Here is a 17,511-nt window from a genome sequence, read left to right as displayed (position 1 = left end):
GTCGGTCATGGGGGCGCCCGAGAGGGGGCATGAAAAAACCCAACCCCGACAACGGGATTGGGTGACAAAGATGGCTAGCAGGTACACAACACGCTAACGACTTCAGCCTAGCAAAAGACCTTCACCTAACGCAAGATCAAATTTCAAAGTCCGTGAAACATGCTTCTAGCCAGGCTGATTGGCGTCTATCGGCTAGTAAGGATTGACTATGACTGTTCGTGGTGTGACCTGGCTGAGGATCTGCATGTGCACCGCCGCGTCCACAATCTGAACATGGTCGGGCAGCATCGGCCCACCGAGTGCATGAGCGGGAATGACTCCATAGATGTTGTCCAGCTCAGGTTTCTGCGATCGCGGCCCGCACTCGCTCGTCGCCGATCGTGCTGAGGTACTCGCCGAATGAACGACTGTCGGGGGTGGATCCCGGCGATGCGATCGCCGCGAGACGGATGAGAGTGCTTGGGGTGCTGTCGATTCGAGCCAGCTCGTAGCCGAGCTGAACAGCTGTCGACTCGTCGGCAGTTGCGAGGGACACCACCAACCCGGCCAGTTGGCCCCCTAGATCGAAGTGCGGTCGTTCACCGTTGGTCAACGCCGCGATGCCCCGCCGGACAGTGGCGGCCACGTCGGCATTGACGGCGGCGGCCGTGCTGCCATCGATCGCCCCGGCGAGGTGCCAATCGAAGTAGAAGCGATCGGCGATGCCGATCAGCGCACGCAGTGCGGCCAAACGGTCCTGCTCAGTGGACTTTTCGCCGACGAAGTTCTTGCTGACCCGCATGGCCTCGCCGAGATAGGTGAACGTTTCGTCCACGGAGTATCGCCGATCAATCAGAGCACCGAACCAGGCCGCTTCAGTTCCTGCCCTCGCCGCCTCGACAATCGCTTGGAAGCCAACAGGTTCGGCCCAGGAAGCCAGCGCGCAACAAGCAAGGAAGCGATCGTACGGCGGATTGGATTCCTCTTCGAGAAACCGCTCGAGCGGCGCGACTCGTTGCTGATAGCGGGGATCATCCAAGGCATCGAGGATCACCTTGTCGGGATCCTCCACCGATGCACCGTCGAAATCAGTGAAGAGCAAGTCGCGAATCGACTTGTCCGGCATGGTTCCTCCCCCGCTGATTGGCATCTGTCAGCTAGTAGGGATTGACCATGATCGTTCGCGGTGTGACCTGGCTGAGGATCTGCATGTGCACCGCCGCGTCCACGATCTGCACGTGGTCGGGCAGCATCGGTCCACCGAGTGCATGAGCGGGAACGAATCCATACATGGTGTCCGGACCAACCGACCCCAACCGCTTCAACACCCGCTTGAACAGCGGCTTGTCGTCATCACCATCCACGTCGAAGGTGTCCTGGGTCGCCGCCTGCAATGAGGAGAGAATCTGTGCGTCCCTCAAGTAGTCGTCCGACATATAGTCCGACTTGTCCATGGGCAGCAGCCAGCCGTAGTGGGGGGTGATCGTCAGGCTCAATCCGGTCCGTTGCCCCCAGAGTGCCATCTTGCCGAATGCCGATCTGGTCACCGCGATCCACTTGTCGTCACCGAACGGCAAGTCGATACCCGACGTCCACTCATCCACCACCGACTGCCACTCCTCAGGGTCACACAGCCATAGCAGCCCCTTCCGGAAACCAGCGAAGCCAACCTCTCGCCACAGGTCGAGCAGAAAATTAGGAACCTGACCTGCGTACTTCTCGAACCGTTCCTCGGGAGCGGGAACCGAAAAACTCGGACGACCCCACTTGCGGGTTACATCCTTGACCGGAAAAGACATCCCCTACCTCAGAATCCACTCGACATTCAACAGATAATCGCCCTGGCCCGCTCGGACCAAGTCCTCAGCGTACCGTCTGAGGTCGTCCGCCAACCCGCGATGCGCCCACTGGCTGCCCAGCGAAGAGTTCACAAATGTGTCACCCATCTTGGGCAGCCCGGTGACGTCGAGACCGATCACGTCCAGGCCACCAGCCACGATGTCCTGTTCATGAAGTGCCGCCAAGTCCTTCGTGCGCGTCTTCATCTGTTCTTCGGCATAACGGGCCGGCTTCTTGCCGCCCAGTTGTGCTGGATTGTCACGCTGCAGTTGAAGGGCTTTCAACAACTCTTCGTCGCGAATCGCATCCTTGTAGGTCTTGTTTGCCGCTTTTTGAGCCTTACCCTTTCGCGAGACCGTCTTCATGTTGTGCAGCAACTCGTTGGCGGTCATCTTGTTCACGCCGGCGATCTGGCCGTCGACCTGACGGACAGTCTCACCTATCTTGGTCCGGGTATTTACGGTCTTACCACGGTTGAAATTCACTGTATGCTTCTGCGTTGTCCGAGGCCGTACCGGCCCAAGCATATTGTTCGGCATGGAAACAGAGCCACCGGACCGTGGGATGAACCCAGCTCCCGGACCGTGAGTTGCCGCAAACCTCGCTCGCAGGGTATCTGCCAAAAGGTTATCGACCTCGGAGAAGGCGCGAACTCCGGTGGCAAGCTGCGGCTCGAGGCTGGTGAAACCGAGGCGGAACCGCAATCTATCCAATACGGCACCGGTATTGTAAATGCCGACGCGAGCAGTCGTTTCAAGGTGTGCGACCGACTCGATGAGACTCTCGATCTTCGCATCGCGCCAGACTTGGAACCGTTCAGGAACGGTACGGAATCGCTCGAGACCCGACATCAAGTTGCCCGGGATGTTCCGCAGCGCTGCACCAGCGCTGGTCACACCAGGGACGTTTCGCAATCCGTTGGCGGCGAAACCAGGCAGATTGCGCATGGAGTCAAAGCTGTTCTTCGCGAAATCAGGAAGATTGCGCAAGGGGTTGTAGGCGCTCAAATCGGACAGCGTCCGACTGACTGCCGCTGGCAGACTCCGTCGAGCTGCCGCCGCCGCGGCCGCCTCTGCGACAGCGATCTCACCACTCCGTAGTGCAGTTGTCCCGACACGAACAGATGCCCCGCCGATCGGCAGGAATGTGGTGAGGGCCAGCGCGGCTTCCCAATCGGCAGGCGCCTTCTCCATCTGTTGCTGCGAAAATTGCATACGAGCCCGCCCAGAAGGAGTGACGGGATCGCTGCCCAAGCCGTACATTGCGCCGACAATCTTGTAGCGCCACCAGTCGGAAACGATTGTGGCGGAATCTACGACGCCATTCCACAGCAGACGGCCAGGCGCGGCGACTGCATTCGCCGTTCGGTCGTAGTGATCGGCTGCGGCAGCCTGGTAGGCAGGATTCATCGGATTACTGGCAGCGAGCAGACCGGGAGCGAAATTGAAATTCGACGCCAGGTCCGCACCCCAGTTCTTGAGGCTGCTACCGACGCCGACAGACCAATCCCAGCCCTTTTGTACGGCATCACGGCGGTCCGGCGGCAGCTGCACCGAAAGGGGTTTCCCATTCGGGTCGTAGTTTACGACAACGCCATCTCGATACTTTCGAACAAATGCATTCTTGTCGTCGTAGGTATCGGTGTAAGACTTCTCCGATCCGATACCGTTGAAGGTATCGAAAAGAACGCCACGGTGGTCGACAAAGTAGATGTGGGTACCGGTGACCAACTGTTCTGTTCGACCCATTGTGGTACGGCCATGGAGATCCTTGCCCACTTCCCAACGTTTACCGTCGGGTCCCAGTTGCCAACCCTCATTGTTGCTGTCCAACTGACCGATGAATATGCTTTCGATACCACCCTTTCCATCAGGTCTGGCACTCGATATCGTCAGGTTGTTGTAGTTGTCGTAGTGGTAGTTGTCGTACATCCCGTACTTGTTCGGCACCGCAATGTCGACACCGACCAAGTTTCCGTCAGCATCGAAGGAGGGATTCTGAATGCCTTTGTAGTCCGGCGTCGCAACATGCACCCGATCCGGGGCTCCGGATGTCGAAGAGCCCGCGTCGAAATCTTGGGCGTACATGCCGGATTCACGGTCGTCTTTGCTGCCGTAGAAGGCAGTGCCGTCTGCATTGACATTCCAGCGCTGCCACCCTCCTGCACCGTTACCCGCAACACGCGATTGGGTGAAACCGCCCTTGCCATCGGGAATCGTTTGGTCAACGGTTTGATTCCCGTTTCCGAACGGAATTCGGTTATGCACGATCCGGCCGTCAGGCAGCGTCGAGTCCCACTCGTCACCAGGCTGACGACCTGTGGTGTCCGGCAAACCAAAAATATCCGGGTCCGGTGTGGCCGCCGGCTGTGCTGGCTGAGCGGGCGGGGCTTGCTGGGCCGGCGCAACGGGCACAGTTGGCGGCGCGGTGGCAGGACCATTCTGCGGCGGGGCAGCCTGTGCGGGTCCCGGCGCAAGCGCGGTGTTGTTCGGGTTCGGAACGGTGTCGGGCTGGGGTGGCCGGTTTCCGAACTCGTCCATCGGTGTGAAGGCTTGTGGGTCAACGATTTCCTTCGCGCGGGGCAACACCACAGGCGCGGTTGGCGGTATGCCCGGGACAGGATCGCTGATCGGCTGCGCTTGCGGAACGGGCTCCGCATAGTCCACCGCAAGTGAGTCGGCAACGCCTGCCGCACGGCGCATTTCGTCGCTTCCGGCCGTCAGGTCCATACGGACAAATAGCCGGTCGACCATGCGAGCCGACGAGTTCGGCGTCATGCCATGGAAGTTGTGTACTCGCCCGCCGCGTTGCGCATCGGCGCGGTCCGAATACTCTGATGCCAGACCGTTGTTCGACATTGCCGACAGGTTCGAGGCACGCGCGGGAACCCACTGCGGAAAGGACTCAGCGGTCGGGCGGACAGTATCCGTCGCCATGGCGGAACCTCGCTAACTGATTCGGCCCGAACGGGCAGGTGCCGACCGCAATGGGTCGTTGGCGCCGAACCGACTGCGGAGATGACCTCACCCAGCCGTGAGGCGGCGGGGTGAGGTCGGAATCCGGACTGGGAATTCAGGTCTGCTGCGCGACCTACGCGGCCGGTGGATCGATCGCGATCCAGCTGCCGTTGCGGAGGAACTGTTGGGTGTAGAAGAAGTTCTGCCAGCCGTCGCGTACGCGGATCGGGCCGATCTGCCAGGCGCCGTTGTTGGTGAGCGGGCCTGCGCTGACGCGGATTCGATGGATTTCGGTGATCTTCTCGAGGTTGTACCCGACGACCAGCCGGAGGGTGTTGTACCCCGCGTCGTATTCGGTTTTCAGGATTCCGTCGAAGCCGGGGACGTAGAGCGTCTCCCCGTACAGCGAGGGGGTGACTTCCATTACTGTTGCGTGGCTGAACATTTCAGCTCCAATCATTGCCTTTGGGACGGGCGATAGGTCGGCCTCGTTCGATGGGCGTCGGCTTCGCCGGAGTGGACCTCAGCCGAGCCGGCCTTACAGGCCAAGGAGCGGGAGGATGAAGGGCGCGAGGTCGTAGGCCAGTTTCAGGAGGTCGAGGACGATGGTCAGCAAGGGAATCACCTCCTCTCGTCAGCGCTGGCGGGATGAGTCGGGGACGATGCGGCCTGCGGCGATGAGGGTGGCGAAGGCGAGTGCTTTTCGATGGCAGTGGTCAACGGCGCAGGCGCGGTGCATGCGCATGGCCTGGTGGGCGTGGTCGATGGTCAGCGGGGTTTTGGGGGTGGCGTGGCTTGCCAGCTCCAGTTGTTCGAGCACGGGGATGTCCATGTCAGGCCTCGATCGTTGAGAAGGGTTTGGCGACAGGTGATTTCGGCGCCGGTGATCGGAGAGGTTTGGAGCCCCACCCCGGCCAGGGGTGACCGGGGTGGGGCGGAACGCCCCGGATGCTTCGTCCGTCTACGACCGCGCGTGAGGGGTCAGCGGGAGACGGGAGCGTGGTTTCCGGGGCGGGCATGTGGCAGGCTCTGGCCCGCTCGTCGTTGACGTTGAAGAGGTTTCGGGGGCGTGCCACACGGGATCAGGGAGGACGAGGGAATGTCCTGGTGCGCAAACGTTCGTGGCCCCAGTCCCATGGGGGACCGGGGCCACGAACGGCGAACTATGAAAAGTTTTGGAAGAAGGAAAGATTCCCGGTAAAGCGGGAGGAAGGCGCAGCTATGGCGCTGCACAGATCTTCACCTAAGCGAACCGGGGATGTCAACCCCGAAGTTCATCGAGTAGCGAAAGACGCAGGTAGAGAACATTTTTGGCAGTCGAGCACCGGCAGGCTACAACCCTCCGAAACGACAACTGCCCCACCTCAAATGAGGCGGGGCAATCATGTCTCCTCCGAAACGGACAGGCTCACTTGATGGGTTAGTGCGCCTCTCCGGCTTTCGATTAGGGGGCGGGCGCGGGCGCGGGCTTCCCGGCGGAACCGGTGGCAAGCGCCGTCAGGAGCGCGGCCGAACCCGTAGCGGAGCCCGTCGTCTCTTCGGTGCCCGCGGTCTTGCCCTTCGAGCCGGTGGCGAGGCCCTCGAGGAGCTTGGCCGAACCCGTGTCTTCGCCAGCGACCGCTGCAGGGCTGGCCGGCTCGAGCGGCAGGTTCGCCGCTGCCGCCATGCCCGAACCGGCCAGAATGATGCCAGAGGCAGCAAGGACAACGCCGAACACACGCAATTTGCTCATGAAAAGTCTTCCCCTAGAAGAATTGGTCCTTCTATCGACCACCCGATGGTGACCGATCACAAGTTTTCTATCACAGGGTTCTTCGACCAGCGACCCTTCAGCAGACGCGAGAAACGGCCATCGATTGCTCGAAGGTAACGGGTCATGCGCCATGCGGATTTCGAATTAATGTCAACAAACCCGTTGTCCTACCGCGTTTTCTACGCCCATCGGGCCACCACACAGCCGTGATCAGCACTCTTGCGCCTTGTGCACCATGTTGTCGGCACGCCCCGAAGGAGTTGATAGCAAAATGATTCGACCGCCCGGCAATCCTCAGGCATCATGCACGGCGGCAACGCCGCAAGATTGAAGCCTCAGCAATTCAAGGGTTATGGTGTGATTCACATCATATGGTGTATATGTAACACGCCAGTTGATCAGGCCGATGTCGAATCGTATTTCCGCGCAACTCAATTCGAAGCTGCGGCGCGAACCCGGCGGCGAATCGGGTGTGCCAGATGCCCGTCGAGCACGTCGCCGACCAAATACAGCTCGGGCCACCCCGGCGCCCATGGGCCGGGGAGCGGGGCGATCTTGCCTGCGTCACGCAAGGTTTGGATCCGCCGGACCGTGAGGGCTCGGAAAGGTTCACCGAGTTCTTTTGCGAGCATGGCGATCCCGGACGCGTTGAGCCGGTGCCGACGCGCCTGCTCGAGTTTCCGGTCGTCCAGCACGGTCGGCGCGGCGGGTGGACAAACAATCCATGCCGCGGCTTGTACCACCGAACGGATCTCCGGGAGTGCGCCTTCCGCGCCTTCGGTCATGGCGAGCGCGATGATATTGCGGTCGAGCCAGCGGGCCAGGCCGGGCGTGGAGGTAGCGCCTGTGTATTCGATGGCGCGTTGTTCACAAACCAAACGCACCCATGACACGAGTACCGCATGCAGTTCGTCGGTGGCTCGGGACGCTGTGGGGTTGTAGGGCAGTGGCTGTTCACTCGGCCTGCGGTTCATCCGGTAGTCGCCGCGCGTGCTGAGGCGGGATTGCCGGGTCAGGGAGATGGCGAGATCTTCTGCCAGGTCTGGTATTTCGCGGAGCAGGTCGGCGAGGGCGAGGATGTCGGCGCGATCGAGGTAGAGGTGGTTCGGGTTCTCGGTCATCGGGAACCGACCGGCGTGGCACGGGTGGCGGCGGAGGTCGTCATGGTGTCGCTTCCTCTTCGGTGGAATGCCAGTGGTCGAGCGTGGTCGCGGTGTGGTGGTCGCAGCGCAGCACCGGCGGATCGGGGTTGACGGCGAGCAGTTCGGGCGGCGGGTTGCGCCACCCTGCGTCGTCGCACATCGGGCAATGTCTGGCGGCCTCGCGGCGGTGCACCGCGTCGGCACGGAGGTCGTTGCTGTGGGCGGCATCCCAGCGCTCCCTGGTGCGCCGCGCTTCGGCGCAGCCACCGCACGGTGGGGGCGCCGAGTGGTTTCGGTGGATAACGCATTGCCGGGACGGTGGCGTGGATTGCCCTCCCTTGGCAGCTTTTCCAAGGTCAGGGGCAGGGACAGGGGTTCCGGTTTGCTTGGCCACTGGTGCGGCAGGGGCTGAAGCCGGTGGGGCAGAGCTTGTTCGAGCAGGTGTCGAAGCATGTGCTTGCGCTCGTGCTTGGCGCGCCTGCCCGGAAACCTGTCCGCCTTTGCGGCCTGCGGCGGCTCGTTTGCGGCGCCGGTCTTCGATCTCGGCCTTGGACATCTGCCGTTCGGTCCAGTCGTGGAAGCGGTAGCCGCCATCCACAGCCGTCCACAGGCCTACTTCCACAAGCTTTTTCGCTTGTGCGGCCGAGCCGAGGCCGCGCACGATCGCCGCCGGCACGAAACCCTCGGTGAGCTGCTGCATCGACCAGGAGCCCGCACGCACCCACAGACCCATCGCGGCGTTGCCTGCCGCGACGGCCTTGGGATGGAAACCGAGCTGATCGTCGACTTGGAACCAGGGCATCAGCGGGCTCAGCGCGCTTGCGAGCCGCGAAGGCCCGAGGCCGCCCCCTCGACCACCGCACGGTTGACCGCCTCGGCGAGCCGCCGGGCATGGCCGTGCCGGACGTAGTCGTCGGTGTGCCGCCCGTCGAACAGGTACCCGCGGGCGTAGGCGACGGCGCCACCCCAGGTGCGCCAGTTCGCCGGTGACCACCAGCGCTGTAATTGGCGGCTGGTCGCGACCTCGATGATGCTTCTACCCCAGCGCAGCATGGCTTCCGGGCTGGTGAGGCTGAAGTATGCGGTGATATCGGCGATCAGCCGCAGCGGGTTTCCCGCAGGCAGTGCGGTGATCGGATCACCTTGCGCGGCAGCCCAATACGTTGGAATGTTCTCGATCCGGCGTTGACCGACGACGCCGTAGCCACCGGGATCGTCGCCGATGCACCGGCCCTGCGGGCGGAGGGGATCGGCGATGAGAGCGCAGGCCACTACCTCCAAGTGCGGATACAAACCTTGTCCGATATCCGCGGCCAGGTCACCCGCAATAGCCGCGCCCTGCGAATATCCCGCCAGCACTACCCGATTCGGCGTCGCCTCGACTGCCTCGATCAACGCTTTCCTGCCGACAGCGACACTGTCGGCGAAGGCGACCCGGCGACCGTAGTCGGCGGGGTAGGGCACCATCTGGACTCGAAAGTGCTTGGGATCCAACGCCTCTGCGAATGCCGCGGTGACCGGATCCCCATTCGGGTTCCAGGTACCACCAACGATCAGGACATCGATGACCTCGTCGACGGCGATCAGCTTGCCGAACAAACGGCGATACGGCCCGAAAACAGCCACGGGGGCTTTCCTTTCGTGGACGACGCGACCGGACGAGCCCATGACAGAGCACGTCCGCTCGACGTCGGACAGATGAGAATGGGAGATGCGCTGGTATCAGCGGGCGGCGAGAAAGGCCGGATCTCGCCGTTCGGCGGATCCACAGTGATCGCAGGTATCTACTTGTGCGACAGGGGTTTCCAGTCGGAGGTTCGCCGGATGAGTGGCGATGGCGTAACCCAGTTCGGGCCATACCGGATTGCGGTAGCCATAGTCGACGTACACCATGCGGTGGTCGACGTCGACGATGACGCCGTGCTCGACGCCGCCACGTTCCGGAGTCGCCGGCGTGAAGACAACACGGGCGCCGATGTGCCTGCGGAACGCGTCGAGGGCCGGGTCTGCGCGGCGGGTCCGCGCCCTGCGGGTCATCGGAGGCCTCGCTCGGCGGGCACGCCGGTCGAGCGCTGGGGCGTGGCAATAAGTGTCGTGCTGCGGACGCGGGCGTCGCGGGGATCATGAATGAGCACCAGGGCGACGGCATGCGCTTCCGTGCCGGTGCGGTACGGCAAGTCCGGGGTTCCCGAACGCCAGGCGCCGAATCCGTCTAGCCGCGGCACGTTGCGCGCGACCTCATCGAGCGCCCTCTGAGCGGTTGCTGATCGATCGCTCATGAACGCTCATCCACCCCGTGCGACAGAGTGATTCGCATCACAAAATGTTTGGTACGACACGCCGAAGGTCGTTGATGCGACTCGCCGAACGGCGGCCTGGTAGGTGAAGAACTCATAACAAATCCCCGTCGTCAGGCAGCAGGTCGACGATGCGGCAATGCACTGCCGCGGCGATCCGATTGAGCTCGTCGACCGTGAACGAGCCGTGCGCGGCGAGCAGACTGCGCAGGTCGGACGCCGGTAGCCCGGAACGCGCGGCCAGGTCCTCGGGACACAATCCCGCATCGGACATGGCGCGCCGCACTCGCTCGGCAACCACGTGGTCTAGGTGTTCCATACGGAGCACACTAAGGTCCGTTCGGACCTGTTGCAACTCATCGTGGACCGTTATGGGCGATATGCCCCGCTAGCTGGGGGTATGCGCGGCACGCCGAAGCACACTCCGTTCGGCATGTCGTTTGCCAGGTAGCCAATCGGACCTCAGAATGGTCCGTATGGGTGTGAAAAAGGTGGCTTCGGACATTAACCATGCGGTGGGGGCAGAGCTCCGCGCCGCCAGGGCTCGGCGCGCGCTGACGCGCCCACAGCTCGCCGCGCTGACCGGCCTCGGCGTCAGCACTATTCAGCGCTTCGAGAACGGCGACCGCTCGCCGGACATGCAGCAGCTGCACGCGTTGTGCACCGCACTGGACATCCCGATGCGGGAGTTCGTGACGGCCGCACTGCAGAACGTCGAACGTCCCGAGGAGTAACCCAGCACCGCACACACCGACGGCGTCATCCGATCCCGGCAGCGCGAAAGCGACTGCCCGAGACCGTGCGTCGAGATGACGTCGTGCGATCTGTTGCGGCGCACCGTGTCACGCCTACGGCGCAAGCAACAGGGCCGAAGCAGCAGTTCTGCGAACCACGAAGGCTGCGAACGCCGCCGAGACACCTAGTTGATCAACGCCGACCACCCGACCGTGCGGGCACCCCGAATGCCGCACGGCACGAAATCGTCAGGCGCAGCGGGGATCCGCGCCGCCGTCCACCACCGCCAGGTTCTCGAAGATCACGCCGGTGGCCGCCGTTGCGTACTGGAGAACCGCTTCGATCGGCTCAACCCCCAACGCCCACGCAGCAAGAACGACATCGCACAACGTTCCACTGCCCTGCACAACTCGCAAGGCAACGTCGCCCCCGATGGTCGCACCCAGCATGACTGCCGCATCTGCTGCCCGCCCTGCGGCAAACGGTCTGACTGAGTCGATCTGCTCCACGACTGTTTCCCCTTCACTTTGCTCTACCTTGAGCCCCACTCCGAAACAGAACCGGACTGGCGTCCCGGAATCTGGCGTAGTTATATCCCATTCGCCGAGGGGTCGCTCACCAAAGTCCCCCTGCCGCACGATGTTTCACGGCCCCCCGCGCCAACCAGCGCCGCATTGAGAGATAGCTATGTGTTCGCTACTTATTGGTAGAGAACGCCGCGCGCCCTTTCACCGAGTGCCGCGCGCGGGCCCCAAAAGCTTTACGCTCACTCACATTTCACGACGGGGATCGGATCGTATTTGACCGTCCGAGTCGCCCGGGAAACCTCACGACCGGAGCGCCGATCACTGATCACCCGCGTGTCAGAAATTGTGAATCCGGGCGCCCCCTCGGAGGCGATGCAGTCCTTACCCTTCGGCAACTTGATCGTCGTCGGCTCGGTCGGCTTGCTCTTCTCGCCGGTGATCGATTCGACGTTGAGCGTCTTCGTCCCCCAAAGTCGCACGGTTACTTCCGAATCCGTGGTGACCGCCTCGATGAAGACACCATTCGGCGTGTTGTTGCGGAAGCGAAGATCGATCGCGCCGTCGAAGACGGTCGCCTCGCGCGCCGCCGGGTAGCGGGAGATGTAGTAACTGTGCTCGGTGTGCCCCGCGTCCTCCATACCCGCGAAATACGCGGCGTTGTAGAGGGTGGTGGCGAACTGGCTGATGCCGCCGCCGACAGCGGTGCTCGGCCTGCCGTGGTCGATGATGCCGGACTCCACGTAGCCTTCCGCCGTGCCGCGCGGCCCGGTGAAGTCGTTGAGCGAGAACGTGTCGCCCGGCTTGACCACCGCGCCGTTCACCTTCCTGGCGACGACCCTGATGTTGACACCGGACGGCCCGCTGAACCCGTTGGTGGTGAACGACCCCATCGTCTCCACCACGTTGAGCCCCTGCGCCGCCTCGGTGGTCAGCTTCGGCTCGACCTTCTCGTAGACGGCCTGGCCGGTCCGCTCCTGTGGCGCGGCCAACAGCGCGGTGAACTGTTCGAAGGTCTTCGGCCAGTTGATTTTGTCGCCGACGACCGCGGGCACCACCGTCGGTTTGCCGCCGGTCAGCGCGAAGGTCGCGTCCTTCGCCTCGACCTCGGAAGCCGCGAGCTGCGGCGCCAGCAAACCGACCGCGATGTTCTGATCGACGGTGAGTCCGAGGCCGCCCTGACCATCGGGCACGAAGGAGACGACCGACGCGATCTGCTCCGGATCCAGCTTGGCGGCAGCGCCCTTACCCGCGAACGTGATCGGCGCGCGCACCGCGGGCTCGGCCACCTCACGCAATGCCTTGTCGACCGCCTCCGGCCGCACCGTGAGCGGCGCGGGATGCACCGGAAGATCGAGTACCGCACCGGCGATCCACTGATCGATGAGCTCGTCGCGGGCGGCGGCGATGTCGAGCACGCGGCCGGGCACCGGCGGCACGGCCACCGGTCGTGCCTTGTCGAACGCGATGGTGCCCTCGACCGAGGGGCGATCGTGCACCCGCAGCGCGGTCAGCTGGCGATCCAGTGCGAGATCATCGACCGCACTGGCCACCGCGACGTCACGGCTGCTGAAGAACGACGTGAGACGGGTGAGCGGATTGAGCGGCTGGTCGCCGATGCGGGCCCAGGTGCCGTCCCAGTCGACACCCAGGCCCGCGGCGGCGGGGACAAGCCGAGTCTGCACGTCACCGATGCGCAGCGGCAATTCCCGCTCCGACCTGGGGCCGAGCTCGGCACGCAGCTTCGCATCGGCCGCTGCGGTAGTCATACCGCCGACGTCCACACCCGCGACGACCGTCCCCCGCGGCACCTGTCCAGAAGACAGCGCCAGGTCTACGCCATAGGCAATGCCGGCAACGACGAACACCGCGCCGACCGCGATCCCGACCCGAACAACGGTGCGGTTCAACCGCTTCGGCGGCGGACCGGAAACCGGCCGACGCTGTCCGGCCGGGCGCTCACCGTGCTTGGCGCGGTGGCCTGCCCGTGGGGAGTGTTGCAGCGGTTCGGTGGGTGCCGAGTCGCCGGACCATTCCGGTGGCCGGGTCGCCCCGTGTGCCTGGGCCGATTCGAGCAGCTGGCGTAGGCCGACCTCGCCTGCTGGTTGTTGGCCGCGGCGTCCGGTGCTCGACTGGCTCGTCACGAACCGTCCTCCCCGTTCGGTTGAGTTGGGACCCGCACCGTGCGAGTCTCCGCCAACGATAGTGCGCCCCGCCGACAACGTCAGCGGAGCGCTGATGACCAGCAAATACCCTGCAATGTTCCAGAAGCCACATGCAAAGGCCCCGCGCAGTTGCCGGGTCGGGGGTCTGGCAACTACGCGGAGCCGATCTGATTATCGGAGTAGGGCACCGTGCGTTACACAGCCGGACGAAGCAGGATCGAACCGACGCGGGACAATCGAACAGACCTCTCGCCACCAGGGCTCGCTAGGACGGACCTCCGGCGCGACCACATACCGAGGGAGATGGATGGCATGCAGCTGGGAATGATCGGACTCGGCCGGATGGGCGCCAATATCGTGCGCCGCATCGTCAAGGACGGGCACACCGCCGTCGGCTATGAACGCCGCGCGCATCAGATCGACATATTGCGCCAGGAGCTCGGCGAGAGCTTCCACGGCAGCACCGATCTCGCGGAGTTCGTCGCCGCCCTCGAGACGCCGAGGGTGGTGTGGGTCATGATCCCGGCGGGCGCCACCGGCGCCGTCATCGACCAGGTCGCCGAGTTGCTCGAGGCGGGCGACATCATCATCGACGGCGGCAACAGCCGCTACCACGAGGACATCAAGCGCGCCGAACAGTTGCGCCCCAAGGGCATCCACTACGTGGATATCGGAACCTCCGGGGGCGTTTTCGGCCTGAGCCGCGGTTTCTGCCTCATGATCGGCGGCGAGGCGGAGCCGGTGAAGTACCTCGATCCGCTGCTGAAATCCATCGCTCCCGGCGTCGAGGCCGCGGCGCGGACGCCGGGACGGACCGGCGAACCCTCGCCCGCCGAGCAGGGCTATCTGCACTGCGGACAGGCCGGTGCAGGCCACTTCGTCAAGATGGTGCACAACGGCATCGAGTACGGCGCGATGGCCGCCTACGCCGAGGGCCTGAACATTCTGCACAAGGCCAACTACGGCGCCGAGCACTCGGGTGAGTTCTCCGCCGAGGAGACCCCGCTCGAGCATCCCGAGTACTACCAGTACGACATCGACATCCCCGAGGTGACCGAGGTGTGGCGGCGCGGTTCGGTCGTTGCCTCCTGGTTGCTGGACCTCACCGCCGGTGCGCTGTACGCCGATCCCAACCTCGATTCCTTCGACGGCAGGGTCTCGGATTCCGGGGAAGGCCGATGGACGGTCGACGCCGCGATCGACACCGGTGTTCCGGTACCGGTGCTGGCGTCCGCGCTGTTCCAGCGGTACTCCTCACGCGGCGAATCGCTGTACGCGGACAAGATGCTCTCGGCGATGCGCCAGGCGTTCGGCGGGCATCACGAGCTGCCGGGGAAGTAGCACCGTCGCGGCTCCCGGATGCGGCGGGAGCCGCGACGGGTGTAGCTACCGGCGGGTCAGAAGCCCGCGGCCTGAGCCAGCAGCTTTGCGACCGCCAGCGGGCCGAACCAGAACAGATAGTTGATTCCGTAGAGAAATGCCATGGCAGGCAGTTCCTTTCACTCGAAGGTGCTGTCGATCCAGTCGATCGTCTGCATGCCGAACAGGTCCGTGCCCCAGCCGTACATATCGGTGAGCATGCGGACCATGCTGCAGTTGGTGGGTTGGTAGGTCACCTCGGTGCCACCGGCCCGGTAGGTGTCGGCCAGATCCTTGGCGTCCTTAGCGGGCACCAGCGACATGAACGAGTCGTCGGCGGCGCAGGAGGTGATGGCCACCTTGGCTTTCGGGGTCCCCGAGCGCCCGAGAATGTTGTCCTCGAACGCGCGTTGGAACGCAGGCTCGTCCGCCGGGCTCAGACCCGAATTGAACAGGGTGTTGAGCGGCAACAACGGCAGCCCGAAGTAGGCAGGCGTCTGACACTGGGTGCGGAAGGCGTTCGCCAGCGCCATACCCGCCGGGTTCATTTTCGCGTTGACCTGTATTTCCGGGTACGCAGGTTCCAGGCCGAGCAGCGTCGCCAGCGCGAAACCGGACCCCACCGAACCGTCGGCGACCCGCATGAAGTTGCGCGGGTTGACGACCATCCCTTCCAGCAGCGCCGATTTCACGTTCAGCTCGGGCGCGTAGGTCGGCTGCAGTTCGGCGGAGAAGGCCGCGCCGACACCGCCGCCCGCGATGCCGAACAAGGCGACCTGCGCCTCGGGATTCAGACCGGCGTCCTGATAGGCCAATGCCGCACGGACACCGTCGAGTTGGGCGTGCGCGGCGAACTTGCCCGCGAACACCGCGTGCGGGTTGCGATCTCCGTCATTGCCGACATCGGAGATCATCACCGCGTAACCCTTGTCGAACATCAACGCGAGCGGGCCGAGCGCCGACCACGACGAGCCGTCGAGCGGATCACCGCCGGTCCACTGGGTGCTCGGGTGACAGGACCAGCCGACGCTGTCGTTGGCCTCCTGATAGGAGATCACTTTCTTTTCCCCAACGGGCGCACCGTGATTGGGGATCATCACGATGCCGGTGCTGACCACCGGGGTGACACCGTCGATGCCGGTGGTCACGTACATCAGCTTGTAGGCCTCGATGTCGGGCGGGGTGATGCCGAGGAACATCACGTCGACCTTCTTGGCCTTCAACAGGGTTCCCGGCGCCTCGGCGCCGGTGCGTGGCGGCTCCTGGTAGAACGGGTCGTTCGCGAGCAGCGCCTGGAACGCCTGGTCCGGTGGAACCGGTTGGGCGCCTTGGATCTGTCCGATGACGAAACCGTTGAACACCTTGTCCAGGCCGGGCGTGCCCGCCGGTTCCGGTTCCGCCGCAGCGGTTCCCGCGGTCAAGGTGTACAGCGTTGCCACGACGGCCGCGGCGAGGGCAAGGGTGCGGTGTTTCATCTCAGCGCACCGCCGTCGCGTCGACCGGGGAAACGTCGAGCTGCCTGGCCGCGGAGTCGAGCAGTTGCGGCACGTTGAACAGCGGGCGATGCGTCTCCATCTGAATCTCGTAGGGCGTGCGCATCACGGCTTCCAGTGCGGGCCAGTTGTTCTCGACCTGGAACGTGTACTTCGGCAGCAGCTCCGAGGTGATGTAGTCCCAGCGGGAATCGAAATCCGACCAATTCCATTCCGGCAGTGGCAAAGTCAAGATTCCCGGCCGCCCGTCGGCCATGGTGATCGGCATGCGCACCGGACGGAACTGGCGCGGTGGTGCGACACCGGCGACCGACGGCGAGCCTGCGGCGCCGCTGGCGTAGGTGATCGCCTCGCCGACGCTGCCCTTGTAGTTGCGCGTCGCATCCCACTGGTCACGGATCGCCCATGACTGTTCGCGGCGCAGCAAGGCCGCGTTGCCCGCGGCGATCCGGCCCTCGTCGCCGGAGGCCACGTCCTGCCAGGCCTGCATCACGTCGGCATCGAACAGCCCGGCCGCCTGGAACTCCGCCAACGCGGGCAGACCGCCGGTGACATAAGCGTCGTGCATGGGCATGAGGTCGGAGAAGATGTTCTTCTGCATCACCAGGATCATCCCGATGAGGTGGCGCAGATCGTCCGGGGTGATCAGCGAGCCCGCCTCGGCCAACGCGAGCAGTCCGCGCGGAAGTTGGGCCACCGCTTGCGGGCCCGCCGCCTGGTCGACCGCGGCGACGACGCCGCGCGCGGATTCGGAGAGGCCGGGCAGCGCGTAGATGTTGCCCATCAGCTCGAAATCGACAAGACCGCCGCCGAAGTCGGCGCCGACCTGACCGCCCATGCCTGCCCACTGCAGCTCACGGTGGCTCAGCTGCAGGTTCTCGTAGTAGCGGTAGGAGTTGATCAGGTTGGCGCGGTTGGCCTCGACACCGGCGCGCGGATCCCAGGAACGCAGGTCGATGCCTGCCTGGTTCGTCGCGTCGACGAGCCAGTACTGGTAGAGCAGGGCGGCGTATCGGGTCGGCGCAATACCTTGGGCGCGCGCGTCATCCAACAGCGCGCGCAGCTGGGCCGCGTCGTACGGGAGTTCGGGGTTGACGCCGCCGGGGCTGACCGAGGCATCCCGGTTCACCAGCGGCAGATCCAGGTAACGGTCCAGCTCGCCGATGGCTCCTGCCGGGGCCGTCGACGCCAGTCCGAGACCGATCGCGGCCGCGAGAGCCAGTGCCGTGGCGCGCAACGCCATACCGATACGCATCAGCTGTTCAGCC

Annotated in this window: 18 protein-coding genes; 2 read left to right on the top strand and 16 right to left on the bottom strand. The window is 64.2% G+C overall.

Translation table 11 applies throughout. The annotated features are described in order from the left end of the window. Positions 1-337: 337 nt before the first annotated feature. The 12 genes from NA11_RS46660 to NA11_RS17600 all read right to left on the bottom strand — a co-directional run bounded on the left by NA11_RS46660 (position 338) and on the right by NA11_RS17600 (position 10,286). The gene (locus tag NA11_RS46660; RefSeq protein WP_245745927.1) at positions 338-1,105 is read right to left on the bottom strand and encodes a hypothetical protein; all 768 of its coding nucleotides are present in this window, start codon (positions 1,103-1,105) and stop codon (positions 338-340) included. A 31-nt stretch (positions 1,106-1,136) separates the two neighbouring features. Continuing rightward, a complete protein-coding gene (locus NA11_RS17650) occupies positions 1,137-1,778 on the bottom strand; it encodes a GAD-like domain-containing protein (RefSeq protein WP_069163010.1) in 642 nt (213 codons plus the stop codon). A 3-nt stretch (positions 1,779-1,781) separates the two neighbouring features. Then, the gene (locus tag NA11_RS17645) at positions 1,782-4,754 is read right to left on the bottom strand and encodes a polymorphic toxin type 15 domain-containing protein (protein WP_141717661.1); all 2,973 of its coding nucleotides are present in this window, start codon (positions 4,752-4,754) and stop codon (positions 1,782-1,784) included. Between the two features lie 154 nt (positions 4,755-4,908). After that, positions 4,909-5,199 (bottom strand): hypothetical protein, encoded by a 291-nt coding sequence (locus NA11_RS17640; RefSeq protein WP_069163008.1) that lies wholly within the window; start codon positions 5,197-5,199, stop codon positions 4,909-4,911. A gap of 210 nt (positions 5,200-5,409) precedes the next feature. Then, complete coding sequence (locus NA11_RS17635; protein WP_069163007.1) at positions 5,410-5,607, bottom strand: hypothetical protein; 198 nt, start codon at positions 5,605-5,607, stop codon at positions 5,410-5,412. Between the two features lie 612 nt (positions 5,608-6,219). Next, on the bottom strand, positions 6,220-6,507 hold the full coding sequence (locus NA11_RS17630) for a hypothetical protein (RefSeq protein ID WP_069163006.1): 288 nt from the start codon (positions 6,505-6,507) through the stop codon (positions 6,220-6,222). Positions 6,508-6,959: 452 nt separating this feature from the next. Then, positions 6,960-7,649 (bottom strand): hypothetical protein, encoded by a 690-nt coding sequence (locus tag NA11_RS17625; RefSeq protein WP_069163005.1) that lies wholly within the window; start codon positions 7,647-7,649, stop codon positions 6,960-6,962. A 40-nt stretch (positions 7,650-7,689) separates the two neighbouring features. Beyond that, the gene (locus NA11_RS17620) at positions 7,690-8,472 is read right to left on the bottom strand and encodes a hypothetical protein (RefSeq protein WP_069163004.1); all 783 of its coding nucleotides are present in this window, start codon (positions 8,470-8,472) and stop codon (positions 7,690-7,692) included. 8 nt (positions 8,473-8,480) lie between these two features. Further along, positions 8,481-9,296 carry an alpha/beta fold hydrolase gene (locus tag NA11_RS17615; protein ID WP_167837665.1) on the bottom strand — a complete coding sequence of 272 codons (816 nt, stop codon included), beginning with the start codon at positions 9,294-9,296 and terminating at the stop codon, positions 8,481-8,483. Between the two features lie 96 nt (positions 9,297-9,392). After that, entirely contained in the window at positions 9,393-9,707 is a 315-nt protein-coding gene (locus NA11_RS17610; protein ID WP_069163002.1) for a hypothetical protein, read from the bottom strand. Continuing rightward, entirely contained in the window at positions 9,704-9,949 is a 246-nt protein-coding gene (locus NA11_RS17605; RefSeq protein WP_069163001.1) for a hypothetical protein, read from the bottom strand. Before NA11_RS17605 ends, NA11_RS17610 begins: the two co-directional genes overlap by 4 nt. 112 nt (positions 9,950-10,061) lie before the next feature. Further along, the gene (locus NA11_RS17600) at positions 10,062-10,286 is read right to left on the bottom strand and encodes a helix-turn-helix domain-containing protein (RefSeq protein WP_069163000.1); all 225 of its coding nucleotides are present in this window, start codon (positions 10,284-10,286) and stop codon (positions 10,062-10,064) included. A gap of 172 nt (positions 10,287-10,458) precedes the next feature. On the opposite strand from NA11_RS17600, the gene NA11_RS17595 reads away from it, so the two are divergent. Further along, on the top strand, positions 10,459-10,701 hold the full coding sequence (locus NA11_RS17595) for a helix-turn-helix domain-containing protein (RefSeq protein ID WP_167837664.1): 243 nt from the start codon (positions 10,459-10,461) through the stop codon (positions 10,699-10,701). A gap of 249 nt (positions 10,702-10,950) precedes the next feature. On the opposite strand, the gene NA11_RS17590 is transcribed toward NA11_RS17595, so the two are convergent. Together NA11_RS17590 and NA11_RS17585 are read right to left on the bottom strand one after the other, a co-directional pair. Then, positions 10,951-11,211: a hypothetical protein gene (locus tag NA11_RS17590; protein ID WP_141717660.1), complete on the bottom strand. Its 261-nt coding sequence runs from the start codon at positions 11,209-11,211 to the stop codon at positions 10,951-10,953. A 257-nt stretch (positions 11,212-11,468) separates the two neighbouring features. Beyond that, complete coding sequence (locus tag NA11_RS17585; protein ID WP_069162997.1) at positions 11,469-13,370, bottom strand: VanW family protein; 1,902 nt, start codon at positions 13,368-13,370, stop codon at positions 11,469-11,471. 333 nt (positions 13,371-13,703) lie between these two features. Between NA11_RS17585 and gnd the strand changes: the two genes are divergently transcribed. Then, on the top strand, positions 13,704-14,732 hold the full coding sequence (gene gnd, locus NA11_RS17580; protein WP_069163074.1) for a phosphogluconate dehydrogenase (NAD(+)-dependent, decarboxylating): 1,029 nt from the start codon (positions 13,704-13,706) through the stop codon (positions 14,730-14,732). A gap of 158 nt (positions 14,733-14,890) precedes the next feature. On the opposite strand, the gene NA11_RS17575 is transcribed toward gnd, so the two are convergent. Continuing rightward, the gene (locus NA11_RS17575; RefSeq protein WP_069162996.1) at positions 14,891-16,225 is read right to left on the bottom strand and encodes a lipase family protein; all 1,335 of its coding nucleotides are present in this window, start codon (positions 16,223-16,225) and stop codon (positions 14,891-14,893) included. Between the two features lies 1 nt (position 16,226). Then, positions 16,227-17,498: a hypothetical protein gene (locus tag NA11_RS17570; protein ID WP_069162995.1), complete on the bottom strand. Its 1,272-nt coding sequence runs from the start codon at positions 17,496-17,498 to the stop codon at positions 16,227-16,229. Between the last annotated feature and the right edge of the window lie 13 nt (positions 17,499-17,511).

Source organism: Nocardia altamirensis NBRC 108246 (assembly GCF_001612685.1).
GTDB lineage: Bacteria > Actinomycetota > Actinomycetes > Mycobacteriales > Mycobacteriaceae > Nocardia > Nocardia altamirensis.
This window is presented reverse-complemented; position numbering and strand designations above follow the sequence as displayed.